This window comes from Luteibacter yeojuensis, from assembly GCF_000964085.1.
Lineage (GTDB): Bacteria > Pseudomonadota > Gammaproteobacteria > Xanthomonadales > Rhodanobacteraceae > Luteibacter > Luteibacter yeojuensis_A.
This window is the reverse complement of record NZ_JZRB01000058.1, coordinates 52549-73354: the sequence shown is the minus strand read 5'-3', so window position 1 is coordinate 73354 and position 20806 is coordinate 52549. Positions and strand designations below refer to the sequence as shown.

General features: G+C 67.4%; 16 protein-coding genes. 6 read left to right on the top strand and 10 right to left on the bottom strand.

Annotated elements, in window-relative coordinates:
• The 3 genes from VI08_RS18905 to VI08_RS18895 all read right to left on the bottom strand — a co-directional run.
• On the bottom strand, nucleotides 1-453 hold a 453-nt coding region (locus VI08_RS18905), incomplete at its 3' end, for a response regulator transcription factor (protein ID WP_045831185.1).
• 61 nt (nucleotides 454-514) lie between these two features.
• A complete protein-coding gene (locus tag VI08_RS18900) occupies nucleotides 515-1132 on the bottom strand; it encodes a hypothetical protein (RefSeq protein WP_045831184.1) in 618 nt (205 codons plus the stop codon).
• Nucleotides 1122-1625 (bottom strand): RNA polymerase sigma factor, encoded by a 504-nt coding sequence (locus VI08_RS18895; RefSeq protein ID WP_045831183.1) that lies wholly within the window; start codon nucleotides 1623-1625, stop codon nucleotides 1122-1124. The genes VI08_RS18900 and VI08_RS18895 overlap by 11 nt, the downstream gene beginning before the upstream one ends.
• Before the next feature lie 81 nt (nucleotides 1626-1706).
• Here VI08_RS18895 and VI08_RS18890 point away from each other — a divergent pair, with 81 nt between their 5' ends.
• The gene (locus VI08_RS18890) at nucleotides 1707-3491 is read left to right on the top strand and encodes a M14 family metallopeptidase (RefSeq protein ID WP_045831182.1); all 1785 of its coding nucleotides are present in this window, start codon (nucleotides 1707-1709) and stop codon (nucleotides 3489-3491) included.
• Between the two features lie 86 nt (nucleotides 3492-3577).
• Here VI08_RS18890 and VI08_RS18885 read toward each other — a convergent pair whose 3' ends face one another.
• The 3 genes from VI08_RS18885 to VI08_RS18875 all read right to left on the bottom strand — a co-directional run bounded on the left by VI08_RS18885 (nucleotide 3578) and on the right by VI08_RS18875 (nucleotide 8061).
• Entirely contained in the window at nucleotides 3578-5200 is a 1623-nt protein-coding gene (locus tag VI08_RS18885) for a multicopper oxidase family protein (protein WP_052698061.1), read from the bottom strand.
• On the bottom strand, nucleotides 5193-6884 hold the full coding sequence (locus VI08_RS18880) for a phospholipase C (protein WP_084621615.1): 1692 nt from the start codon (nucleotides 6882-6884) through the stop codon (nucleotides 5193-5195). Before VI08_RS18880 ends, VI08_RS18885 begins: the two co-directional genes overlap by 8 nt.
• Nucleotides 6885-7059: 175 nt before the next feature.
• Nucleotides 7060-8061, bottom strand: a complete 1002-nt coding sequence (locus tag VI08_RS18875; RefSeq protein ID WP_052698060.1) for a 4,5-dihydroxyphthalate decarboxylase — start codon at nucleotides 8059-8061, stop codon at nucleotides 7060-7062.
• 105 nt (nucleotides 8062-8166) lie between these two features.
• On the opposite strand from VI08_RS18875, the gene VI08_RS18870 reads away from it, so the two are divergent.
• The 5 genes from VI08_RS18870 to rapA all read left to right on the top strand — a co-directional run bounded on the left by VI08_RS18870 (nucleotide 8167) and on the right by rapA (nucleotide 17254).
• A complete protein-coding gene (locus VI08_RS18870) occupies nucleotides 8167-8643 on the top strand; it encodes a MarR family winged helix-turn-helix transcriptional regulator (RefSeq protein ID WP_198149005.1) in 477 nt (158 codons plus the stop codon).
• 129 nt (nucleotides 8644-8772) lie between these two features.
• The gene (locus VI08_RS18865; RefSeq protein WP_045831181.1) at nucleotides 8773-10905 is read left to right on the top strand and encodes a M13 family metallopeptidase; all 2133 of its coding nucleotides are present in this window, start codon (nucleotides 8773-8775) and stop codon (nucleotides 10903-10905) included.
• Nucleotides 10906-11348: 443 nt separating this feature from the next.
• A complete protein-coding gene (locus VI08_RS18860) occupies nucleotides 11349-13649 on the top strand; it encodes a catecholate siderophore receptor Fiu (RefSeq protein WP_045831180.1) in 2301 nt (766 codons plus the stop codon).
• Nucleotides 13650-13670: 21 nt separating this feature from the next.
• Nucleotides 13671-14348, top strand: a complete 678-nt coding sequence (locus VI08_RS18855) for a Fe2+-dependent dioxygenase (protein ID WP_045831179.1) — start codon at nucleotides 13671-13673, stop codon at nucleotides 14346-14348.
• Between the two features lie 74 nt (nucleotides 14349-14422).
• Nucleotides 14423-17254 carry an RNA polymerase-associated protein RapA gene (rapA, locus tag VI08_RS18850; protein ID WP_045831178.1) on the top strand — a complete coding sequence of 944 codons (2832 nt, stop codon included), beginning with the start codon at nucleotides 14423-14425 and terminating at the stop codon, nucleotides 17252-17254.
• A 10-nt stretch (nucleotides 17255-17264) separates the two neighbouring features.
• On the opposite strand, the gene VI08_RS18845 is transcribed toward rapA, so the two are convergent.
• The 4 genes from VI08_RS18845 to VI08_RS18830 form a co-directional block, all read right to left on the bottom strand.
• Nucleotides 17265-17918, bottom strand: a complete 654-nt coding sequence (locus tag VI08_RS18845) for a rhomboid family intramembrane serine protease (protein ID WP_045831177.1) — start codon at nucleotides 17916-17918, stop codon at nucleotides 17265-17267.
• The gene (gene gloA / locus VI08_RS18840; RefSeq protein WP_045831176.1) at nucleotides 17915-18496 is read right to left on the bottom strand and encodes a lactoylglutathione lyase; all 582 of its coding nucleotides are present in this window, start codon (nucleotides 18494-18496) and stop codon (nucleotides 17915-17917) included. The genes VI08_RS18845 and gloA overlap by 4 nt, the downstream gene beginning before the upstream one ends.
• Before the next feature lie 97 nt (nucleotides 18497-18593).
• Nucleotides 18594-20195 carry a membrane protein gene (locus VI08_RS18835; RefSeq protein ID WP_045831175.1) on the bottom strand — a complete coding sequence of 534 codons (1602 nt, stop codon included), beginning with the start codon at nucleotides 20193-20195 and terminating at the stop codon, nucleotides 18594-18596.
• Complete coding sequence (locus VI08_RS18830; RefSeq protein WP_045831174.1) at nucleotides 20195-20665, bottom strand: DUF3574 domain-containing protein; 471 nt, start codon at nucleotides 20663-20665, stop codon at nucleotides 20195-20197. Before VI08_RS18830 ends, VI08_RS18835 begins: the two co-directional genes overlap by 1 nt.
• Nucleotides 20666-20806: the final 141 nt, after the last annotated feature.

The window sequence follows — 20806 nt, the reverse complement described above, 5'->3', positions numbered from 1 at the left end:
GGTGAGGTCGACCTTCTCGCCCCGCCATGTCACCTCGAACGTACCCAGGTCGAGGCTGAGCGCGCCGGCCTCGAGGCGGTTGACGGCATCGCCGCGGACCCGGCGCGCCAGCGAACGGATGCGCGCGGCCAGCTCGTCGAGGTGGAACGGCTTGATGAGGTAATCGTCGGCGCCGGCATCGAGCACCTGGATACGGCCATCGAGCTGGTCGCGCGCGGACATGACGATGACCGGGGTGGTCACCCGCATGCGGCGCGCTTCGGTGAGCACATCGAGGCCATCGCGGCCAGGCAGGCCGAGGTCGAGCAGGACCAGGTCGGCGCCGAGGTCGCGTAGCGCATCCAGGGCCTCATTGCCGTCGCGGATCCATGTGATCGTATGGGCGAGCCGCTCGAGCGCACGGCGGATCGCGTCGCCGAGCTGGGCATCGTCTTCGACCAGGAGGATGTGCACGCGTCGGGGGCCTTGTGGCGAAGCTGCCGTGGATTATCGGCGGCCCCAGCTTAGCGGTTCCTTAGGCCGGCCCGCCCGCGGTGAAGCGCGCCACTTCGTCCAGGCGCTCCCGCGCCCGGCGCACCGAGCGGCCCTCGGGTAGCTTCTGCAACCGCGACAACACGAAGAACACGCCCAGGCAGACGAACGCCGCCAGCACCTGCAAGCCCATGAACAGCGGCGCGGCGCGGACGATATCGACGCCGAGCAAGGCGAACGCCCACACCACCATCGGTACCCACATGAAGCAGCCGATGATGCCGAACCAGCGGCCCTCGCGGATGCGCCATGCCCGCAACGCCGCGACCCGCGCCTGCAGCTCGACGACAGGCGCGCTGGCCGAGGCCCGGGCGGCGAGGAACAGGTTGCGGGCCGCGGCGATGATCATGGCGATGCCGTAGGCGTGTAGCAGCAGGCCGGCCACCAGCGGGCCGGCGGCATCGCGGTGCTCGACCCAGAACGAACCCGCCCCCATGGCCACCGCGAGGCCGAACACCGCCTGGGCGGCCTGGCCCCAGCGCAAAGGCATCAGCTCGGCCCGCACGCCGGCCGCCGCGCCCTTTGTCGCCACGGCCAGTTCCAGCGCCGCCATGCGGCGGTCCAGCGCGGCCCAGCCGGCTTTCAGGTCATCAAGTTCCATGGTGTGCCTCCATCCGCCTGCGCAGGCGTTGTTTAAGGCGCGCGATGCGCGTGCCTACGTTGGTTTCGGACAGGCCGAGCACGGCGGCGATCTCCGCGTACGGCAGCTCGTCGAGGTAAAGCAGCGCCAGCGCGCGCTCCAGCGGCTCCAGGCCCTCGATGGCGCGCGCCAGTTGCAGCAACCGCTCGTCGGGCTCGGCGATGGGCGTGCCACCTTCCATCGCATCCAGCATGTCCGCGCCAACCATGGCCGGCCGTTCGCGTTCACGCCGTGCGTGGGATAGCCCCACGTTCAACGCGACGCGGTACATCCAGGTCGCGAACGGCCGTGCCGGGTCGTAGCTGGCGAACGAGCGCCACACCTGCAGCGCGATGTCCTGGGCCAGGTCCTGGCGGTCGTCGGCGTTGCGTGCATACACGGCGGCCACCTTGAACACGATGCGGCGGTGTTCCCGCAGCAGCGCGTCGCAATGTCGTCGTCGATCCTCGGCCATGGCCCCTCCTCTTTCCCCCATGATTCGCCCGCCGCGGGAAAAAATCACACAATGGGGTGATTCGCCGCCCCGGAAGGTTCCATGCGCCCCAACCTCCTCGTTCTCGCCCTGCTCGCCGCCACCCCGTTCGCGGCGCAGGCCAGCGCCACCTGGACCACCCCCGCCGAGGCCTCGGGCTTCCACACCACGCCCTCGTACGCCGATACGCTCGCCTACCTCCGGCGCGTCGTGGATGCCTCGCACGGCCAGGTCAGCATGCAGCCCTTCGGCACCACGCCCGAAGGCCGCCCGATGATGGCGGTGGTGGCGGCGAAGGACGGCGACATGACGCCGGACAAGGCCCGCGCTGCCGGCAAGCCCATCGTGTTGCTGCAGGCAGGCATCCACCCCGGCGAGATCGAGGGCAAGGATGCGGGCCTGATGCTGCTGCGCGACTTCGCGGTCACGGGCAAGCTCGCCCACCTGCTCGACCACGCGGTGCTGGTGTTCATCCCTGTCTACAGCGTGGATGGCCACGAGAACGCGGGCCCGTATTACCGCATCAACCAGAACGGCCCGGAGAAAATGGGCTTCCGCGGCCAGTCGCAATACCTCAACCTCAACCGCGACTACGTCAAGGCCGACGCGCCCGAAACCATCGCCTGGCTGAAGCTGTGGCAGGCGTGGCAGCCCGACCTGCTCATCGACATCCACACCACCGATGGCGCCGACTACCAGTACGACCTCACCTACTACACCGAGGATGCGCGCAAGCTGCCGCCATCCATCGCCGCGTGGCAGGCCAGGGTGATCGAGGGCGAGGCCATCCCCGCGTACGAGAAGATGGGCCACCTGGCCTCGCCCTACCTGGAATTCAAGGACGGCCGCGACCCCACCAAGGGCATCGAGAACTTCGGTTCGGGCCCGCGCTTCTCCACTGGCTACGCCGCCATCCGCAACCGCGCCGGCCTGCTCATCGAAACGCACATGCTGAAGCCGTATGCGGTGCGCGTGCATGGCACCTACGACATCGTGCGTGCGGTATTCGACGGGATCAACAAGGACCCCACGGCCCTCACGAAGGCCTCGAAGGACGCCGACGCGTGGGCCGCGGCGCTCGCAGCGACACCTGACGCCTCGGTAGCCGTAACCTTCAAGATGGACCCGACGCCGAAGCCGTTCACGCTGAAGGGCTATGCATTCACGCAGACGAAGAGCGACATCTCGGGCGATACGTGGATCCAGTACGAACCGACGAAAAAGAAGACCTACGCCATCCAGAGCTGGCTCGCCCTGCAGCCCGACGTGGCCGCGCCGCTACCCGCGGCATGGGCGATCCCGCCGCAGTGGGCCGTGGTGATCCAGCGCCTCGATGCCCACCACATCCCGTACACCACCACGACGCAACCGGTGACGGTGCCCGCGACGCAGGACCAGCTCACCGAGCCCAGGTGGGCCGAGAAGCCGTTCGAAGGCCACCACCTGCTCCGCGACGTCGCCATCGCGCCGACCGCGCAGACGGTGACGCTGCCCGCCGGAACGGTCATCGTGCGCAGCGACAACGCCGACGCCGTGCTAACCGCAAACCTGCTCGATGCGCGCGCACCGGATTCGCTGCTGCGCTGGGGCTACCTCGATGCGATCTTCGAGCCGAAGGAATACGGCGAGCCGCGCGTGATGGAAGCGCTGGCCCGCAAGATGATCGCGGAGAACCCGGGGCTGGAAGCGGAGTTCGATGCGAAGGTCGCGGCGGACAAGGCATTTGCCGACAGCCCCCGCGCACGCCTGTCGTTCTTCTTCGAGAAGAGCCCGTGGTACACGGCGCAGAAGGTGGGCGCGTACCCCATCCTCCGCCTCGACAATAACGCTCTACAGCAAGCAAAGTAGCACCCCCTGTAGGAGCCCACCCTGTGGGCTACAGCTCTTGGCGATATCGCCAGGAAGCTGTCGCCCACAGGGTGGGCTCCTACACGTCAGGCGACGACCTCGAACGGGCGCATCATCTCGTTGGCCTCGTGCTCGGCGAGGTGGCAGTGCCACGCGTACCGGCCCTCGTAGCCATCGAACGTGGCGATGATGCGCGTGACCATGCCGGGGTACACCTGCACCACGTCCTTCCAGCCCTGCTCGTGCGCCGGTGGCTTCTGGGCGGGCCCGACGTAGCGAATGGTCTTCTTCTCGAGGTATTCGTCGACATCGTACGGGCGGCGGTCGAGGATCTGGAAGCGCACGAGGTGCAGGTGGATGGGATGCGTATCCTCGGTGAGGTTCACCAGGTTCCACATCTCGGTGCTGCCCAGTTTCACGGTTTCCGTCACGGGCTCGTGCCAGCGCTTGCCGTTGAGCAACATGAGCATGGGTGTCGCCACGCAATCGCTGTACTCGTCCATCGTCATGTCGCGCGTCTTCGTCGCGCTGGCCTCGGTGAAACGGGTGATCTCGCGCAGTGCATCGGGCACGCGGCTATCGTCCTTCGCCTCGCCCTGCCCCACGGCGAAGCGCATCAGCGGCACCGCATCGTTCATCAGCTCGGCGCTGCCACCGCGTAGCGACGCGAAGTCCACGACGATGTCGGCCCGCTCGCCCGGCGCCAGGAAGATGGAGCGCATCGTCGCCGGTGCCGCCAGCAGGCCCTGGTCGGAGCCGATCACCTGGAAGGGCCGGCCATCCTTGAACCGCAGGTGGTAGAAGCGGCCGTTCGCGGCGTTCAGCACGCGCAAGCGGTAGCGCCGCGCCTTCACGTCGGCGCGCGGCAGGATGGCGCCATTCACCAGGGTCAGGTTGCCGAACACCTCGGGCACCCATGGTGCCTTCGCATCGCCGGAATCGGGGTAGTACAGGCGCCCGTCCTGGCGCAGCCAGCGGTCGGCGATCACCAGCGGCAGTTCGAAATCGCCCGACGGCAGGCCGAGCGACAGCTCGTGCTCGTCGCGCAGCAGGTAGAGGCCCATGAGCCCGGCGTACATGTTCAGCCGGTTAATGCCCATGGCGTGGTCGTGGTACCAGAGCGTGGCGGCATCCTGCGCGTTCGGGTAATGGTGCCGACGCGACTTGCCCGGCACGTACCAGTCCTCGGGGTAGCCATCGTCCTTGCGCGGCACCTTGGCGCCGTGCAGGTGGGTGATGGCGCGCACGATGGGCTTGTCGGCTTCCGCGCCACAGATGTTGTGGTCCACGGGCAGGAAATGGTTCGTCGGCAACGCGTTCGCCCAGGCGATGTCGATGGCCTGCCCCGTGCGTGCCTCGATGGTCGGGCCCGGGTAGCTGCCGTTGTACGTCCACAGTTCGGTGGGGGGCAGGTCGCGGTGCAGCTTATGGCTGCTGGGGGCCATGCGCACGGTCACCAGCTTGCCCGGCTCCGGGCGCAGCACCGGCGGCACGGGCAGCGGGTCGACGAAGGGCGCCAACTTGTTCGGGTCGACAAGCCCCGGCATGCGGGTGGTATCGCCCATGGCATGCATGCACAGGTTGTTGCCGACCTGCCCCGCGGGGGCGGCCTGCATGTGCTTCATGTCATGCGCGAAAAGCCGCGACGGGATCCAACCCGCCGCGGCCATGCAACCCACCGTCTTCAGGAAACGACGGCGATCACCCATGCGGCTGTCCGAACGGCCAGCGCGGCGCGTTCTTCGGCTGCCCGGTGTTCTCGTCCAGGATCAGCTGGCGATCGAACAGGCGCGGGAAGAAGAAGTCGAACATGGCGTCGATGCGGCCCGCCGTGGCGTCGGTGGAACCGCCACCGATGCGCTTGCCTTCGAGCCAGTTATCTTCGATGAAGCGCGTGATGGAGCTCTGGTCGGTCACGCCGTGGTCCACGAAGTTGTCGCGGGCCCAGGGCGACACGACGAGCAACGGCAGGCGCGGGCCGAAGCCGCAGCGGCCCATCGCCGGCGTCTTGCCGTCGATGCCCGGCAACGTGGTGCGGCCCTTGCACACGCCGTCGCCGTCGAGTGCGTCGGTGGTGCCGGTGGAGGCGTGCACATGCGGCGGGTCCTGGTGGTCGTACCAGCCGTCGGAGTCGTCATACGCGATGACCACCGCGGTGTCGTTCCACTCGCCGCTCTGCTGGAGGGCGTTGATCACCTTCACCACGAACGCCTGTTCGTCGATCGGGTCGGAATAGCCGGCGTGGCCATCCTGGTAGGCCGAGGCCTTCAGGAAGCTCACCGCCGGCAGGTTGCCCGCGTCCAGCGCATCGTAGAAATCCTCGATGTCGTACTGGTGGTTGGCCTGGTCGGTCTTGCCGATCATGGCCACTGAGGTCGGGCGCGCGTGCGTGGGGTTGGCCGTGCTCGGGTAGTACTGGAACGGCTGGTGGTGCGGGCTGTAATCGTTCGAGGTGGCGTTGGTCACCTTCGACAACGTGCGCCGCGCGCAACCGGTGCTGCCATCCGGGTTGCCGCGGGTCAGGTCGAACCCGCCCTGGAACCAGCCCCAGGTCACGTTGCGGTCGTTCAGCAGGTCGCCGATGTTCTTGCCGCCCATCGTCACCTGGTTCGCCGTCGGCGAGGAGCACACGTCGCCGATCGGGTCCGGGTCGCCGATCATCGTCAGGCCGCCATGGCCGTCATCGGTTTCCGCGCCCGTGCCGTTCAGCGTATCGACCACCCCGGCCGTCTGGCCCGAGATGAGGTTGATGGCGCCCGGCGTCGACGGGCCGAACACGGTGCCGTAGCTGTTGTCGCTCATCGCGAAATGCTGCGCGTAGTTCCAGAAGGCCGTGACGGTGTTGCCGTCGTAGTAGCCCATGACCTGGCCCTGGCCTTCTTCCTGCGCATCGCCACCGGGCAGGGCTTCGCCATGGCCGGTGTACTTCGGGAACAGGTCCATCTTGCCGCCGTGGAAGGCGCGCTGCTCGGACGTGTAGCCGTGGTCCTGGTCGGCCGTGGCCGCCTGGGCGCGGGTAAGGCGGAACGGGTTGATCGCCGCGTCGCCGTTATCCGCGTTCTTCGCGTTCGGGTTCTTGGTGAGCAGGCGGCGGTCGTAGCCATTCACGTTGGGCGTGAACGGGCGCGCGTAGAACGACGGTTCGCCGCGATCGTTCGCCGCGACCGGGTACGTGCCGAAGTAATGATCGAAGGAGACGTTCTCCTGGAAGATCACGACGACGTGCTTGATGGGGGTGGCGGTGCGCGGGCCGTTGCCGTGGCCGCCGTGGCCCCAGCCGAAGCCAAGGGCACTGGTGGCCGCGTCCGCCGGGGCGGTCTGCTGGGCAACCACCAGGGTCGCGGCCGAAAGGGAAAGCACGCAGGCGATGCCCGCGGCCAGGATCTTGCGCATGACGGATGCTCCTCGGTGGTGGCTATGGCTGCGCCGGGTGCCTACGGGCCGCATCCCCTGTCATGCGGTAAGGGTGAGCGTAGGAACCTGTTGTGACAGGCAAGGGACAAACGACGCAGGAAATTGCGAAATTTCGTAGGGCGTGAACCCGGTCACGCCCCTCCCTGTCGCCACCTCACGTATCCAGCAGGCTTGGCACGAAAATCTCCTCGATGCCGTATTGGCGTGGTGTAAGGCCCTGTTCGTGGTGGTAACGCAAGACGGCCTCCAGCGCGTCCCGGTTCGCTTCGATGCCGTAGGGCCACCAGTCGTCACCGAGCAGCGCACGGTCGTCGCCAACCAGCTGGGTGAACCACGGCAGCATCGTCGCCATGTTGTTGAAGGTCATGCCCTTCACGTAACGCTCCGCCGTTTGCGCCTTTGCCTCGCAAAACGCGTGGTACACCGCCATGACGATGCCGGGCGCCTTCGTCGCCAGTTCCCGCGTCACCGCCACGCCATGCATGATCGGGAAGATGCCGGTGCGGCGGTAATAGTCGCGCTCGACGGTGGCGTAGTCGTCGAACAGGCGGCCGACGTTGGGCGAGCCTTGCAGCACGCACGCCGGGATATCGGCGGTGAACAAGGCATCGATCTCACCGTCGTCGAGCATCTTCCCGAGGTCGACCTCCTTGCCGCACCAGCGCACGTCGATGCCCGGCGGGACCGGGTGCGCCACGAAGTCGATGGGTTCCATGGGGAAATCGATACCACCGATAAGCCACTGCGCGCTGGCCGGGTCAAAACCGTGCTCGTCTCCGAGGATGCCCTTGGACACCAGCCCGGAATCATGGCCATAGAGCGCCAGTTCACCGATGCGCTTGCCGGCAAGGTCGGCCACGCCGCGGATGCCGCTGTGGCGGTTGATGTAGACCGCGCCGTGGCGGAACGCACGGTTGGGGAACACGGGGATCAGCAGGAAGGGCGAGTCCTCCCCCGTGAAGGTACGCAGGAAATACGTAAGGCCGAGCTCGGAGACGTCGTAGGCACGCCGCCGCACCATGCCTTCGAAGATTTCCGTGACGATGCGCGAGGTGTGGAAGCGGGCTGCCGCGCCCTCGATGGGCACGGTGCCATCCATGAGGGGCTGGACGCGGTCGTACTGCCAGGAAGCGATGTCGAGCGTGCGTTGGATCATGGTGGACCTCCGCAGGTAGACAATGTAAATGTATTTATATACCCCTCGGCGGCCGTGTGCCACCCTGTGCCCAGCCCACGTTTTCTTGAGTTCAGGAGCCCTCGCGTGACGCACGACCCCGCCGCGATCAACGCCATGTTCGAGGAGGTGTCGCTTGGCGCGCCACAGCACGCGCCCGGCTTCGTCATGTGGCGTGTCGTGCATCGCTACCAGCGCGCCATGGATGCCGCACTGCGCGACCTTGACCTCACGCACCTGCAGTTCGTCACCCTCGCCCTGGTCGCGTGGCTTGGCCGCGAGGGCGGCGCGGGCACGCAAGCCGACATCGCGCGCATGGGCGACATCCATCCCATGCAGGTATCGCTGATGCTCAAGGCCCTGCAGGCCAAGGGGATGGTGCACCGGCAAACGGCGAAAGGCGCGGGCCCGGCGAAGCAGGTCCATGTCACCGCGGCGGGGCTCAAGGCACTGCGCGGGGCCATGCCACGCGCCATCGACGTGCAACGGACGCTGTTCGGTCCAGCCGGCCTCCCCGGCGGCGAGTTGCTGCGCATGCTCAACGCGATCGACGCCGAGGCGTGAGCCGGTAGCGCCGCGGCACACCCATGACTTTCGTCACAGGGCGCGTCCGGCAGGCCCTGCAAGGGCTATCCTCAGGTGGGGGCGGCGCCGGGGAGTGCCGACTTGAAGACCACACACAGAGGGATATCCATGTCCAAGCAGTATCTGAAGCCGCTCGCGCTGGCACTTTCCGTCGCGCTGGCTGGCACCGCCTGCAGCAGCAACAACGACGCCGACAAGGGCGCCGCCACGCCGGCCGCCTCGTCCACCGTGCCCGCCGCCGCAAGCACCACCGCAGCCGCCGCCCCGGCCAAGCCGTCGTTCGACGTTTCCGAACTGGATTCGGGCATCAACGCCTGCGACGACTTCAACGGCTTCGTCAACAGCAAGTGGGTCGCTGCCAACCCGATCCCGGATGACCGCACCCGTTGGGGCGCTTTCGACCAGCTGGCCGAGAACAGCCTGAACACCCAGCACGACCTCGTGGACGCCGCCGACAAGGGCGCCGACGCCGCCAAGGCCGGCTCGATCGAGCAGAAGATCGGCCTGCTGTACCGCTCGGGCATGAACGAAGACGCGATCGAAAAGGCCGGCTACGAGCCGCTCAAGCCCGAACTGGCCAAGATCGACGCGCTGAAGAACTCGCAGGACATCGCCGATTTCCTCGACGCCAGCTTCAACGACGGCAACAGCTACGTGTTCGGCTTCGGCGCGGGCGCCGATTTCCAGAACGCCAAGGTGCAGATCGGCTACGCGCAGCAGGACGGCCTGGGCCTGCCCACCAAGGATTACTACACCGACCCGAAGCAGGCCGATAACCGCAAGGCCTACGTCGACTACATCACCAACACCCTGAAGCTCGCCGGCGTCTCCGACGACGACGCGAAGAAGCAGGCCGACGAGGTGATGAAGTTCGAAACCCAGCTCGCCGCCGCCTCGCTGGCCCCGGTGGAACTGCGCGCGCCGGAGAACCAGTACCACTTCGTCAGCGTGAAGGAAGCGGACAAGATCACCCCGCACTTCAACTGGGAGAAGTTCTTCGCCGCCCAGGGCGTCACCATCGACAAGGGCTTCTCGCTCTCGCAGCCCAAGTTCTTCGCCCAGTTCGACAAGATGCTGGCCAGCACCCCGGTCAGCACCTGGCAGGCCTACCTGCGCTTCCACGCCATCGACGGTGCCTCGCCGTACCTGACCAAGGCGTTCCAGGACAACAAGTTCGACTTCTACGGCAAGACCCTCGCCGGCCAGCCGCAGCAGAAGCCGCGCTGGAAGCGCGTGCTCGGCGCCGTGAACTCGGAAATGGGCGAAGCCCTGGGCCAGATGTACGTCGCCAAGGTGTTCAAGCCCGAAGCCAAGCAGCGCGCCAACGAGCTCGTCGACAACGTGCGCAACGCCCTAAAGGCGCGCATCGAGAAGCTCGACTGGATGAGCGACGAGACCAAGCAGAAGGCCATCGCCAAGTGGAACACCTTCCTGCCGAAGATCGGCTACCCCGACAAGTGGCGTGACTGGTCGGGCCTCGAGGTGTCGGGCACGAACTACTACGGCAACGCCGAGGCCGCCAGCAAGTTCAACTACCACTACGACATCGCGAAGATCGGCAAGCCGACCGACCGCCTCGAGTGGGGCATGACCCCGCAGACGGTCAACGCCTATTACAACCCGACCGACAACACCATCAACTTCCCGGCCGCGATCCTGCAGCCGCCGTTCTTCGACGCCAACGGCGACGACGCCATCAACTACGGCGGCATCGGCGCGGTCATCGGCCACGAAGCCAGCCACGGCTTCGACGACGAAGGCAGCCAGTTCGATGGCGAGGGCAACAACAAGAACTGGTGGACGAAGGAAGACCGCACCAAGTTCGACGCACGCACCGACAAGCTCGTGAACCAGTTCAACGAGTACGCGCCGATCAAGGACAAGCCCGACCTCCACGTCAACGGCAAGCTCACCCTGGGCGAGAACATCGCCGACCTGGGCGGCCTGAACGTGGCGTACGACGCCCTGCAGGAAGCGCTGAAGAAGAACACGAAGGAAGCCGGCGAGAAGATCGACGGCTACACGCAGGACCAGCGCTTCTTCCTGAACTGGGCCCGCGTGTGGCGCGGCAGCGTCCGCGAGAAGCAGGCGATGCTGTACCTCAACGTCGACCCGCACGCACCGGCCTCGCTGCGCGCGATCGGCGCCCCGTCGAACATGGAAGCCTTCGCCACGGCGTTCCAGTGCAAGCCGGGCGCGAAGATGATCCGCGAGGGCGACAAGCAGGTGAAGATCTGGTAACCCGCGTTACCTGATCGCTCGCCAGGAAGGCGCCGCACACCCGTGCGGCGCCTTTTTTTATACCCGCTGACCTTGTGGATGACCTTGTGGGAGCTTGCTTGCAAGCGATGCTCTTTCATCGGTTCATTCGCTGTGGCGAACGCCGCTGAAGACATGCATTCGCGATAGCGAATGAACCGGTGGAAAAGCATCGCTTGCAAGCAAGCTCCCACATACAGCCCCCCAAAGCCGTCGAAACCTTCCGCACCTTAGAAGACACTTACAAGGTAATTGCAACTCGTTCTCATTATCTTTACGATATGCGTTCTGTAGGTGTCGCCCCCTGCGTTTCCAAGGGAACAAAACGAGCCAAGACCGCCACGGGCCACGTCGCCCGTGCGGGCGAGCTCGTGCCTGCGACAGCCCAGCCCCCTTCCCATGCCCTAGTCGAAGGAAAGTCGTCCATGGCCCATATCAAGAGCCGCAAGCACGCCGTGCCCGCCGCCCGCACCGTCGGTGCCGCCGTCCTCCTCAGCCTCGCCCACGGCGCCGCCGCCACCGACGCCCCGCCCCAGCAGGCCAAGGTCAACGATGCGCAGGCCCTGCCCGGCATGCAGGTCGAAGCCGACCGCTCCTCCGATTACCGCGTCGATAAAGTCTCCTCGCCCAAGTTCACCCAGAGCCTGCTCGACACCACCCAGAGCATCCAGGTCATCGGCAAGGAGCTGATCCAGCAGCAGGGCGCCACCACCCTTACCGAGGCACTGCGCAACAGCCCCGGCGTCGGCACGTTCTACGTCGGCGAGAACGGCGCCACCAGCACGGGCGACGCCATCTACATGCGCGGCTTCGACACTTCCGGCAGCATCTTCGTCGATGGCGTGCGCGACCTCGGCACCGTATCGCGCGACGTGTTCAACATCGAACAGGTCGAAGTCACCAAGGGCCCGGACGGCACGGAATACGGCCGCACCGCCCCCACCGGCGCCATCAACCTCGTCACCAAGCAGCCGGTGCTTGGCAACGGCGTCAGCGGCAGCGTGCAGGCGGGCAGCGCGGGGCGCCAGCGCGCCACCGCCGACCTGAACCGCCAGATGGGCGATACGGGTGCCTTCCGCCTCAATGTGCTCAAGCAGAACAGCGGCGTCGCCGGCCGCGACCAGGTCGAGCAGAACCGCTGGGGCGTCGCACCGTCGCTCGCCTTCGGCCTCGGCACGCCCACCCGCGTCTACCTCGATTACCTGCATGTGAAGCAGCGCAACACGCCCGATGGCGGCGTGCCCACCATCGGCCTGCCCGGCTACATGGCGCCGGATCGCCGCAGCTTCCTCGCCGATGCCCCCAAGGTCGACTCCGACAACTACTACGGCACGCGCCAGGACCACGACAACAACACGCAGGATCTCTTCACGATCCTCGTAGAGCACGATTTCAACGACCAGGTGGCGCTGCACAACACCACGCGCTGGGGCCGCACGCAGCAGGATTACCTGCTCACCTCGTTCATGGGCGCCACGGCGAACCTGCTGACGCCGAACCCCACCGACCCGTCCACGTGGACCATCACGCGCAACCTGCCCACGTTCAAGCACCAGTCCAACCGCATCGCCACCAACCAGACGAACGTCACGATCTCGATCGATTCGGGTGAAGTGAAGCAGGACATCAGCGCCGGTATCGAACTCACGCAGGAAAAGGCCCGTGCCATCGGCATGGCGGCGCTGGCCGGCAGCACCTGGCCGGCCGCGAACCTCTACAAGCCCTACTCCGACGTCGGCGGCCTTCGCTATGGTGAAAGCGGCGCACGTAGCGATGGCAAGACCAACACCGCCGCCGCCTACATCTTCGACACCGTGAAAATCGGCGAGGCCTGGCAGGTCAACGCCGGCGTCCGCTTCGACCACTACAAGACCGACTTCAGCAGCCTCGTCGCCTGCGGTGGCCGCGGCGCACCGGTGTGCGGCGCGCTGCCCACCGGCAGCATCGTGCCGGGCGTGGACGCGACGAAGAGCGACAACCTCAAGAACTACAAGCTCGGCGTGCTGTACAAGCCGGCCGCCAACGGCAGCATCTACGCCAACTTCGCGCAGTCGCAGGAGCCGCCGGGCGGTAACACGCTCACCTTGTCCACGTCCGCCAACAGCGCCGACAACCCCAACTTCGACCCGCAGAAGGCGAAGACGGTGGAGGTGGGCACCAAGTGGGATCTGCTCGGCGAGAAGCTGCTGCTCACCGGCGCGCTTTACCGCACCACGGTCACCAATGAGCTGGTGCAGGATCCGACCGACCTGCTGTACTACCAGATCGGCAAGAAGCGCGTGCAGGGCGTGGAAATCACCGCCGTGGGCAAGATCACCGACGACTGGGCCATCAGCGCGGGCTTCACCACGATGAACGCCACGGTCGAGACCGGCACCAACGTCTCGCAGGATGGCAGCTCCGACCTGGCCTACAACCCGAAGAAAGCCTTCACCTCGTGGATGACGTACCACCTGCCGTTCGACCTCACGCTCGGCGCCGGTGCCCGTTACAACGGCGAGATGAAGCGCGGCACCGATGGCGCCGTGGGCACGCCCGACCACACGCAGGGCTACTGGGTGTTCGATGCCATGGCCAGCTACCCGGTGAACCGCCACTTCGACCTGCAGCTCAACGTCTACAACCTTGCCGACAAGAAGTACGTGGCGGCGATCAACAAGAGCGGATATCGCTACACTCCGGGCATCACGCGCTCGGCCATGCTGAGCGCCAACATCCGCTTCTGATCGCCCCGGGGGTCATCCATCATGCTGCTGCACATTCCCGACGTGCTCACCTCAGGCGAGGTCGCAGGGATGCGAAGGCAGATGGAGGGTGCCGAGTGGGCCGACGGCAGGGAAACCGTCGGCCCGCAAGGCGCCAGGGTTAAGCGCAACCTCCAGCTTCCGCAAGCCTCGCCGCTGCGCCAGGCGCTCGGCGAGCAGGTGGTGGCCGCGCTTGCCCGCCACCCGCTGTACCACGCGGCGGTGCTGCCGCTGCGTACGCTGTCGCCGCGGTTCAACCGCTACGAGGGCGGCGGCGAATACGGGTTCCACATCGATGGCGCCGTGATGCAGGCCGACGGCGACGCCCATGTGCGCAGCGATGTCTCCTGCACGCTGTTCCTGTCCGACCCGGACGAATACGACGGCGGCGAGCTCATCATCAGCGACCTCTACGGCGAGCACGAGGTGAAGCTCGCCGCGGGCGACGCCGTGGTGTACCCCTCGTCCAGCCTGCACCGCGTCACGGCCGTGACGCGCGGCGCGCGCATCGCGTCGTTCTTCTGGGTGCAAAGCCTGGTGCGTGACGACAGCGCGCGGCGCCTGCTGCTCGAGATGGATACCGCCATCCGCAAGCTCACCGCCGATGCGGCCGACCAGGGTTCGATCCTGCAATTGACGGGGGTCTACCACAACCTGCTGCGCAGGTGGGCGGAAACCTGAACCCACGAAAAGGTAGGCATGCGGGCCCGGGGGCGGGATAATCACGGCCCCCAACGCCTTACCCCCCATTACGCATGTTCGAACCTGGTCAACGCTGGATCTCCACCGCCGAACCCGAGCTCGGCCTCGGCACCATCCTCCGCGTCGAAGGGCGCGGCGTGCAGGTCCTGTTCGCCAAGGCCGGCGTGCTCCGCCCCTACGCCGTCGACAGCGCACCCCTGGTGCGCGCCGAGTTTCGCGCGGGCCAGCGCGTTTCCGGCAAGGGCATCGCCTTCCTCGTCGAGCGCGTGGAAACCCGCGAGGGCCTGCTCGTGTATCGCGGCGAAGGCCGTGAACTCGAGGAAGGCCAGCTGGACGACGAGCAGGCCATGTCCCAGGCGGATGACCGCCTGATCGGCGGCCGCACCGATACCAACGACAAATTCGACCTGCGCGCCGAAGGCCTGCGCCGCCGCGCCGATGCCCGCCGCGCCGCCTCGTGGGGCCTCGAATCGTCGCGCATCGGCCTGGTGCCGCACCAGCTGCGTGTCGCCGGCATCGCTGCCGCGCGCCGCCCGCCACGCGTGCTGCTGGCCGATGAAGTGGGCCTGGGCAAGACCATCGAAGCCGGCATGATCCTCGCCCGCCAGCTTGCCGCCGGCCGCGCCGATCGCGTGCTGGTGCTGCTGCCCGAAACCCTGGTGTACCAGTGGTTCGTGGAGCTGCTGCGGCGCTTCAACCTCTCGTTCGCCATCTTCGACGAGGAGCGCTGCGAGGCCATCGAACAGGCCAACGACGGGCGCAACCCGTTCGAGGACGAACAGCTCGTCATCGCCGACTTCGCCTTCCTCGAAAGCGCGCCCAAGCGTGCCGCGCAGCTGGCCGAAGCCGGCTGGGACCTCATCGTGGTCGACGAGGCCCACCACCTGGAATGGACCCCCGAGGGCGCCAGCCCACGCTACCGCCTTGTCGAGGCGCTGGCCGCGGCCACGCCGGGTGTCATCCTGCTCACCGCCACGCCCGAGCAGCTGGGCCGCGCCGGGCACTTCGCCCGCCTGCGCCTGCTCGACCCGCAGCGTTACAGCGATCTCGATGCCTACCTCGCGGAATCAGCCAACTTCGCGCCGCTTTCGGAACTCGCCACCACGCTGGCGGCGGGCACGCCGCTCGACGCCGCGCAGCGCGCGCTGGTCACCGAACGCTTCCAGGGCGACCGCGAGGTGGCCGCCCTGCTTGATCGTCCCAACGGCAGCGCCGCGCTGCTGGCCGCGCTCATCGACCGCCACGGCACCGGCCGCGCCATGTTCCGCAACCGTCGCGCCGGCATCGGTGGCTTTCCCCGCCGCGTGCCCGACGTGCTCGAGATCGACCCCGGCACGCTGGCCCCGGGCCGCCGCGAGGCCCTGCTCGCCGAATTCCGTTCCGATATCCAGCAGCCACCGGCGCCGCTGGAATTCGACTACGCCGACGACCCGCGCATCACCGAACTGATCGGCCTGCTCGACGCGCACCCCGATGACAAGTTCCTGCTGCTTTGCCGCAGCCAGGCCAAGGTCATGGCCATCGAGGACGCGCTGCGCACGCGCAGTGGCGTGGGCGTGGCCCGCTTCCACGAAGGCCTGGGCATCGTGCAGCGCGACCGCAACGCCGCGTTCTTCGCGCAGCCCGATGGCGCCCGCCTGCTCATCTGTTCGGAAATCGGCTCCGAAGGCCGCAACTTCCAGTTCGCGCACCGCCTGGTGATGTGGGATCTCCCGCTGGACCCCGACCTGCTCGAGCAGCGCATCGGCCGCCTCGACCGCATCGGCCAGAAACACGACATCGCCATCCACGTCCCGGTGGTGTCGGAAAGCGCCCAGCACATCCTCGCGCGCTGGTACGACGAGGGCCTCGACGCGTTCCGCACCAGCCCCGCCGATGGCCGCGAACTGCTGCGTCGTTTCGGCGGCCTGCTGTCGACGCTGGCCGACGAGCACGCACGGGAAGACGACAACCGCGACCAGGAACTGGATGCGCTCATCGCCGAAACGCGTGGCGCCCACGAGGAGCTGTCAGCCCTGATCCACGCCGGCCGCGACCACCTGCTTGAGCTTGCCGCCAGCCGCGACCCGCACGCGGGCGACCTTGCCGGCAGCTTCGCCCGCGACGACGTCGACCCCTCGCGCGATGCGTTCATCCAGCGCCTGTTCGAGATGTATGGCGTGCACGCGGAAGAACTGGCGAAGGACATCACCCTGCTCGATCCGCAATACCTGTCCACTGATGGCCTGCCTGGCTTCGCCGATGGCCCGGTCTCGGTCACGTTCTCGCGCGATACCGCGCTGGCCCGCGAAGACCTGCCCCTGCTGCGCATGGACCACCCGATGGTGCTGGCCGCGGTCGACCTGCTGGTATCCGGCGAAACCGGTAACGCCGCGTTCCTCGTCGACGACAACCTGCCGGTGCGTACCGCGCTGCTGCAGACGGTGTTCGTGCTGGAAGTGGTGGCCGATCGCAGCCTGGATGCCGGGCGCTTCCTGCCCACCACGCCGCTGATGCTGGCGGTGGATACCAAGCTCACCGAACGCCCGAATTTCCGCCCCAGCGACGTCGCCCTGCGCCGCGCCGCCGACCGCAACATCGACGTGGCCCGTTACCGCAAGTTCCTTTCGAAGCTGGTGCCGCCCATGCTCGAGCACGCGAAGGATCTGGCCGAGGGCCGCGCAGAGGTGCTGAAGATCGAAGCCGCCGAGATGGCGAAGGAGACGCTGGACGCCGAGTTCAGCCGCCTGCTGGCCCTGCGCAACGTGAACCCGTCGATTACCGAAGCCGAGATCCAGGCCGTGGCGGCGGAACGCGCCGCGCTGCTCGATGCCCTGCCCGATGCGCGCCTGCGGCTCGATGCCGTGCGCTTCGTGGTGAGCCCGGATTTCCTGGCGCTGCGCTGAGCGGCAGGCGCTAGGTGCCCTGGCGTGGCGGCCGCACGCCCCACGCCAGGAGCAATGCGACGCCGGCCACGAGGCCGCCCAGGTGCGCGAAATGCGCGATGCCCGATAGCGTGCCCGTGACGCCGAACACGAGTTCCGCCGTGCCGTAGAGGATGACGAACAGCCATGCCGGTATACCCACGGGGATGGGGATGAGCATGAGCTTCTCGCGCGGGAACAGCATGGCGAAGGCCACCAGCAAGCCGAAGATGGCGCCCGATGCGCCCACGGTGGGGTACATCTTCTCCGGGTCGAAGAAGTAAAGCACCGCCAGCTGGGCCACCGCGGCCGCCACCAGGCAGGTGAAGTAGTAGATGGTGAAGCGACGCGCCCCCATCACCCGCTCGAGCAGGCCGCCGAACATGTAGAGCGCGTACATGTTCAGCACGATATGCATGACGCTGCCATGCAGGAACGCATAGGTGACCACCTGCCACGGACGAAACCCCAGCCCCGCGACATCGCCGCCACCCAGGTCGACGGCGATGTCATGGCCGAAGGGCCACAGCCCCAGCCAGCGCGTGACCGCCAGCGTGTTCTCATCGTTGAGGAGCATCTGCAACGCGAACAGCACCACGTTGGCGATGAGCAGGTTGCGCGTGACCGGCGGCAGGCGTGGCGTCATGGGGCCTCTTTGGTGTCCTCCCCGGCCTTCGTCGCTTCCTCCTTGGGAGGCTCGTAGAGCGGCGTGGGCTGGAGCAGTTCGATCCAGTAGTTATCCGGATCGCGGATGAACGCGATGTGCTTCATGGTGCCATCGGTGAGGCGTTTCTGGAACGGCACGCCCATCGCCTCGAACCGGGCGCAGGCCACCGTGACATCGGGGACGCTGACGCAAAGGTGCCCAAAGCCGCGCGGCTCGCTGTTGCCGTTGTGGTAGGGCGTGGCCTCAAGGGTTTCCGTGCCGTGGTTATGGGTGAGCTCGAGCACGCCCGGCTGGGCCAGCACCCAGCGCAGGCGGTCGGCGTCGTCGTCGGGGATGACGGAGCGATCGCCCACCAGCACCAGGTAGACGATGGTGAACGCGGCGGCCGGGAAATCCTGTTTGTAGACCGGGGTGAAGCCCAGCACGCGGGTGTAGAAATCGAGCGACACGGCCAGGTCGCGCACGCGGATCATGGTGTGGTTGAAGACATAGCGCCGGGTGGCGATATCCGGCGACACGGTGACGCCGGGGAGCGAAGTCACATCGGAAAGGGGCATGGGGAGGGGCTCGGTGGGTGGCAAACCCCAAGGTTGGCCGCGGCGCAGCGCCAATTCAAGCGCTGCAAGGTCGCACCTACACAAGTCCAGAATGCGCCTACACGGCGTTGCGGGCGTCGCCTGCACGGATGGACAACAACAGCAGCACCACCGCCAGCGCGCCATACGCGCCGACGAACTGCCAAACCAGCGCACGCGCGCCCGGGTCGAGCAACCAGGGCAGGTAGACCGCGCCGATCGGCTGCACCGAATGGATCACGCCGAACGCCGTGAGCACCGCCCCCAGCGCGACGATGGCCGCCGCCTTGCGCACGTGGCCGTCGATCATCGCCACCACGAAACTTGCCCACACCATCGACGTGATGATGAAGCCGTTGCCCAGGATGACGATGACGGCCAGTTCCGACACGCCGTGCGCACCATCCGCGTAAAGCGACCCGAACCGTGCCGGGTCGACGATGCCCGGGTCGCCCAGCTTGATCGCCAGCATGCGCGCGATCGCGGGGAAGAAGCTGAAAACCACGGCGGCCGCGTAGCGCAGCGGCACCGCCTCGAAGGCCTGCACCGTGATGCCGATGGCGACGAAGACGAGGATCGGCGCCAGGACGGCGACGGGCAGCAGCTCGACAAGGTTCGACAGATACCCGAAGACACCGCCCAGGCCGATAACCAGGCCGGTGACCAGCGTATACCCCGTGCGGGCGCCCATGGCCTTGTAGGCCGGCTGCCCGATGTAGGGTGTGGTCTGTGCCACGCCGCCGCATACCCCCGCCACCAGTGTGGCCAGGGCCTCGACCAGCAGGATGTCGCGCGTGGGGTAGTCGTCGCCCGCGGCGCGGGCGCTTTCGGTCACGTTGATGCCGCCGACCACCATCAGCAGGCCGAACGGCAGGATCAACGGCAGGTACGGCACCGTGGCCGGCAAGCCCGCGATGAAGGCCAGCGAGGGCCACGGAAAGCCCAGGCGCCACGTCCACGGGGCGGGCGCGTGGTAACCCGTGCCCAGCACGCCCAGTGGCCCCAGCACGTAGTAGAGCGCCACCGCGACGACACCCGCACCCAGCACGCCCGGCGTGCCGAACGGCAGCCGCCGCTTCGCCACCAGCGCGTAGAGGATGATGCCAAGGCCCGCGAAGCCCACCACCGGCACCCGCATGATCTCCACGAGGGGGAGGAAGCCCATGAGCACGAGGGCGATGCCCGCGATGGAGCCCAGCAAACCCGCACGCGGCACCGAGCGCTGCACCCAGGCGCCGAAGAAAGAGAGGACGAACTTCAGCACGCCCATGACCACCAGCGATGCCATGCCCAGCCGCCACGTAGCCTCGCCAGCGGCGCCCGGGTCGAGCCCCGCGGCACGGTAGCCGGCGAAGGCCGGCCCGAGCACCAGCAGCGCCATGGCGATGCTGGTGGGCGCATCGAGGCCCAGGGGCATGGCGGTGACATCCGCCCTGCCCGTCTTCGCGGCCAGCCGCCTGGCCATCCAGGTGTAGGCGAGGTTGCCGAGCAGCACGCCAAGCGCCGTGCCGGGGAACATGCGGCGGAAAACGATATCGGCCGGCATGCCGAAGATGCCGACCAGCGCCGTGGCGAGGAAGGCCAGGATCGACAGGTTGTCGACGACCAGGCCAAGCACACCGTTGAGGTCGCCACCACCAAACGCCCGGCGGCGCTGCGCGAGAGGAGCGGACGCGGGCATCAGAACGACACCTCCGCAGGCTGGGTGATGCGCAGCACCGACTGGTCGCCCGTCCTGGCCTTCCACGCGACGCGGATGGCCTCGATGTCGGCACGGTGCGCCGGGGTATCCGGGTAGGCCAGCACGATCATCTTCGAGCGCAGCCGCTCGGGCCGGGGCTGGCCCCTGCCCTGCCACTGGCCGTACACGTCGACGACGGACAGGCCATCGGGGAAGCGCGGCGTCACCTCGCGGTCGAGGAACGCGCGCCAGCCGGCTTCATCCACGCCGGTAGCCGTGCCCTCGCCACCCAGGCCGAAGTACAGCTCGGTGCGGACCCAACCCGCGGTGGCACCGGGGTGGGCGGCGTCGCCGGCGAGCGTTGGCGACGCCGCGCCTTGCGGCTGGGCCGCGCTGACTCTTGGGGCGGGAGCCGCACAACCCGCGAGCAGCAGCGCGGTGGCAAGGACGAGGCTTGCGGTGGATTTCATGGGGGCCCCCGGGAATGGCCGAAACTATGGACGTCCATACGGCCAGACACCCGCACGGCCTGGACAGCCTACACTGCGGGTTGGTGGATGTCGCCTTCGGCACCAGGCTGGCGAATGAACCGGTGCAAGGGCATCGCGCGC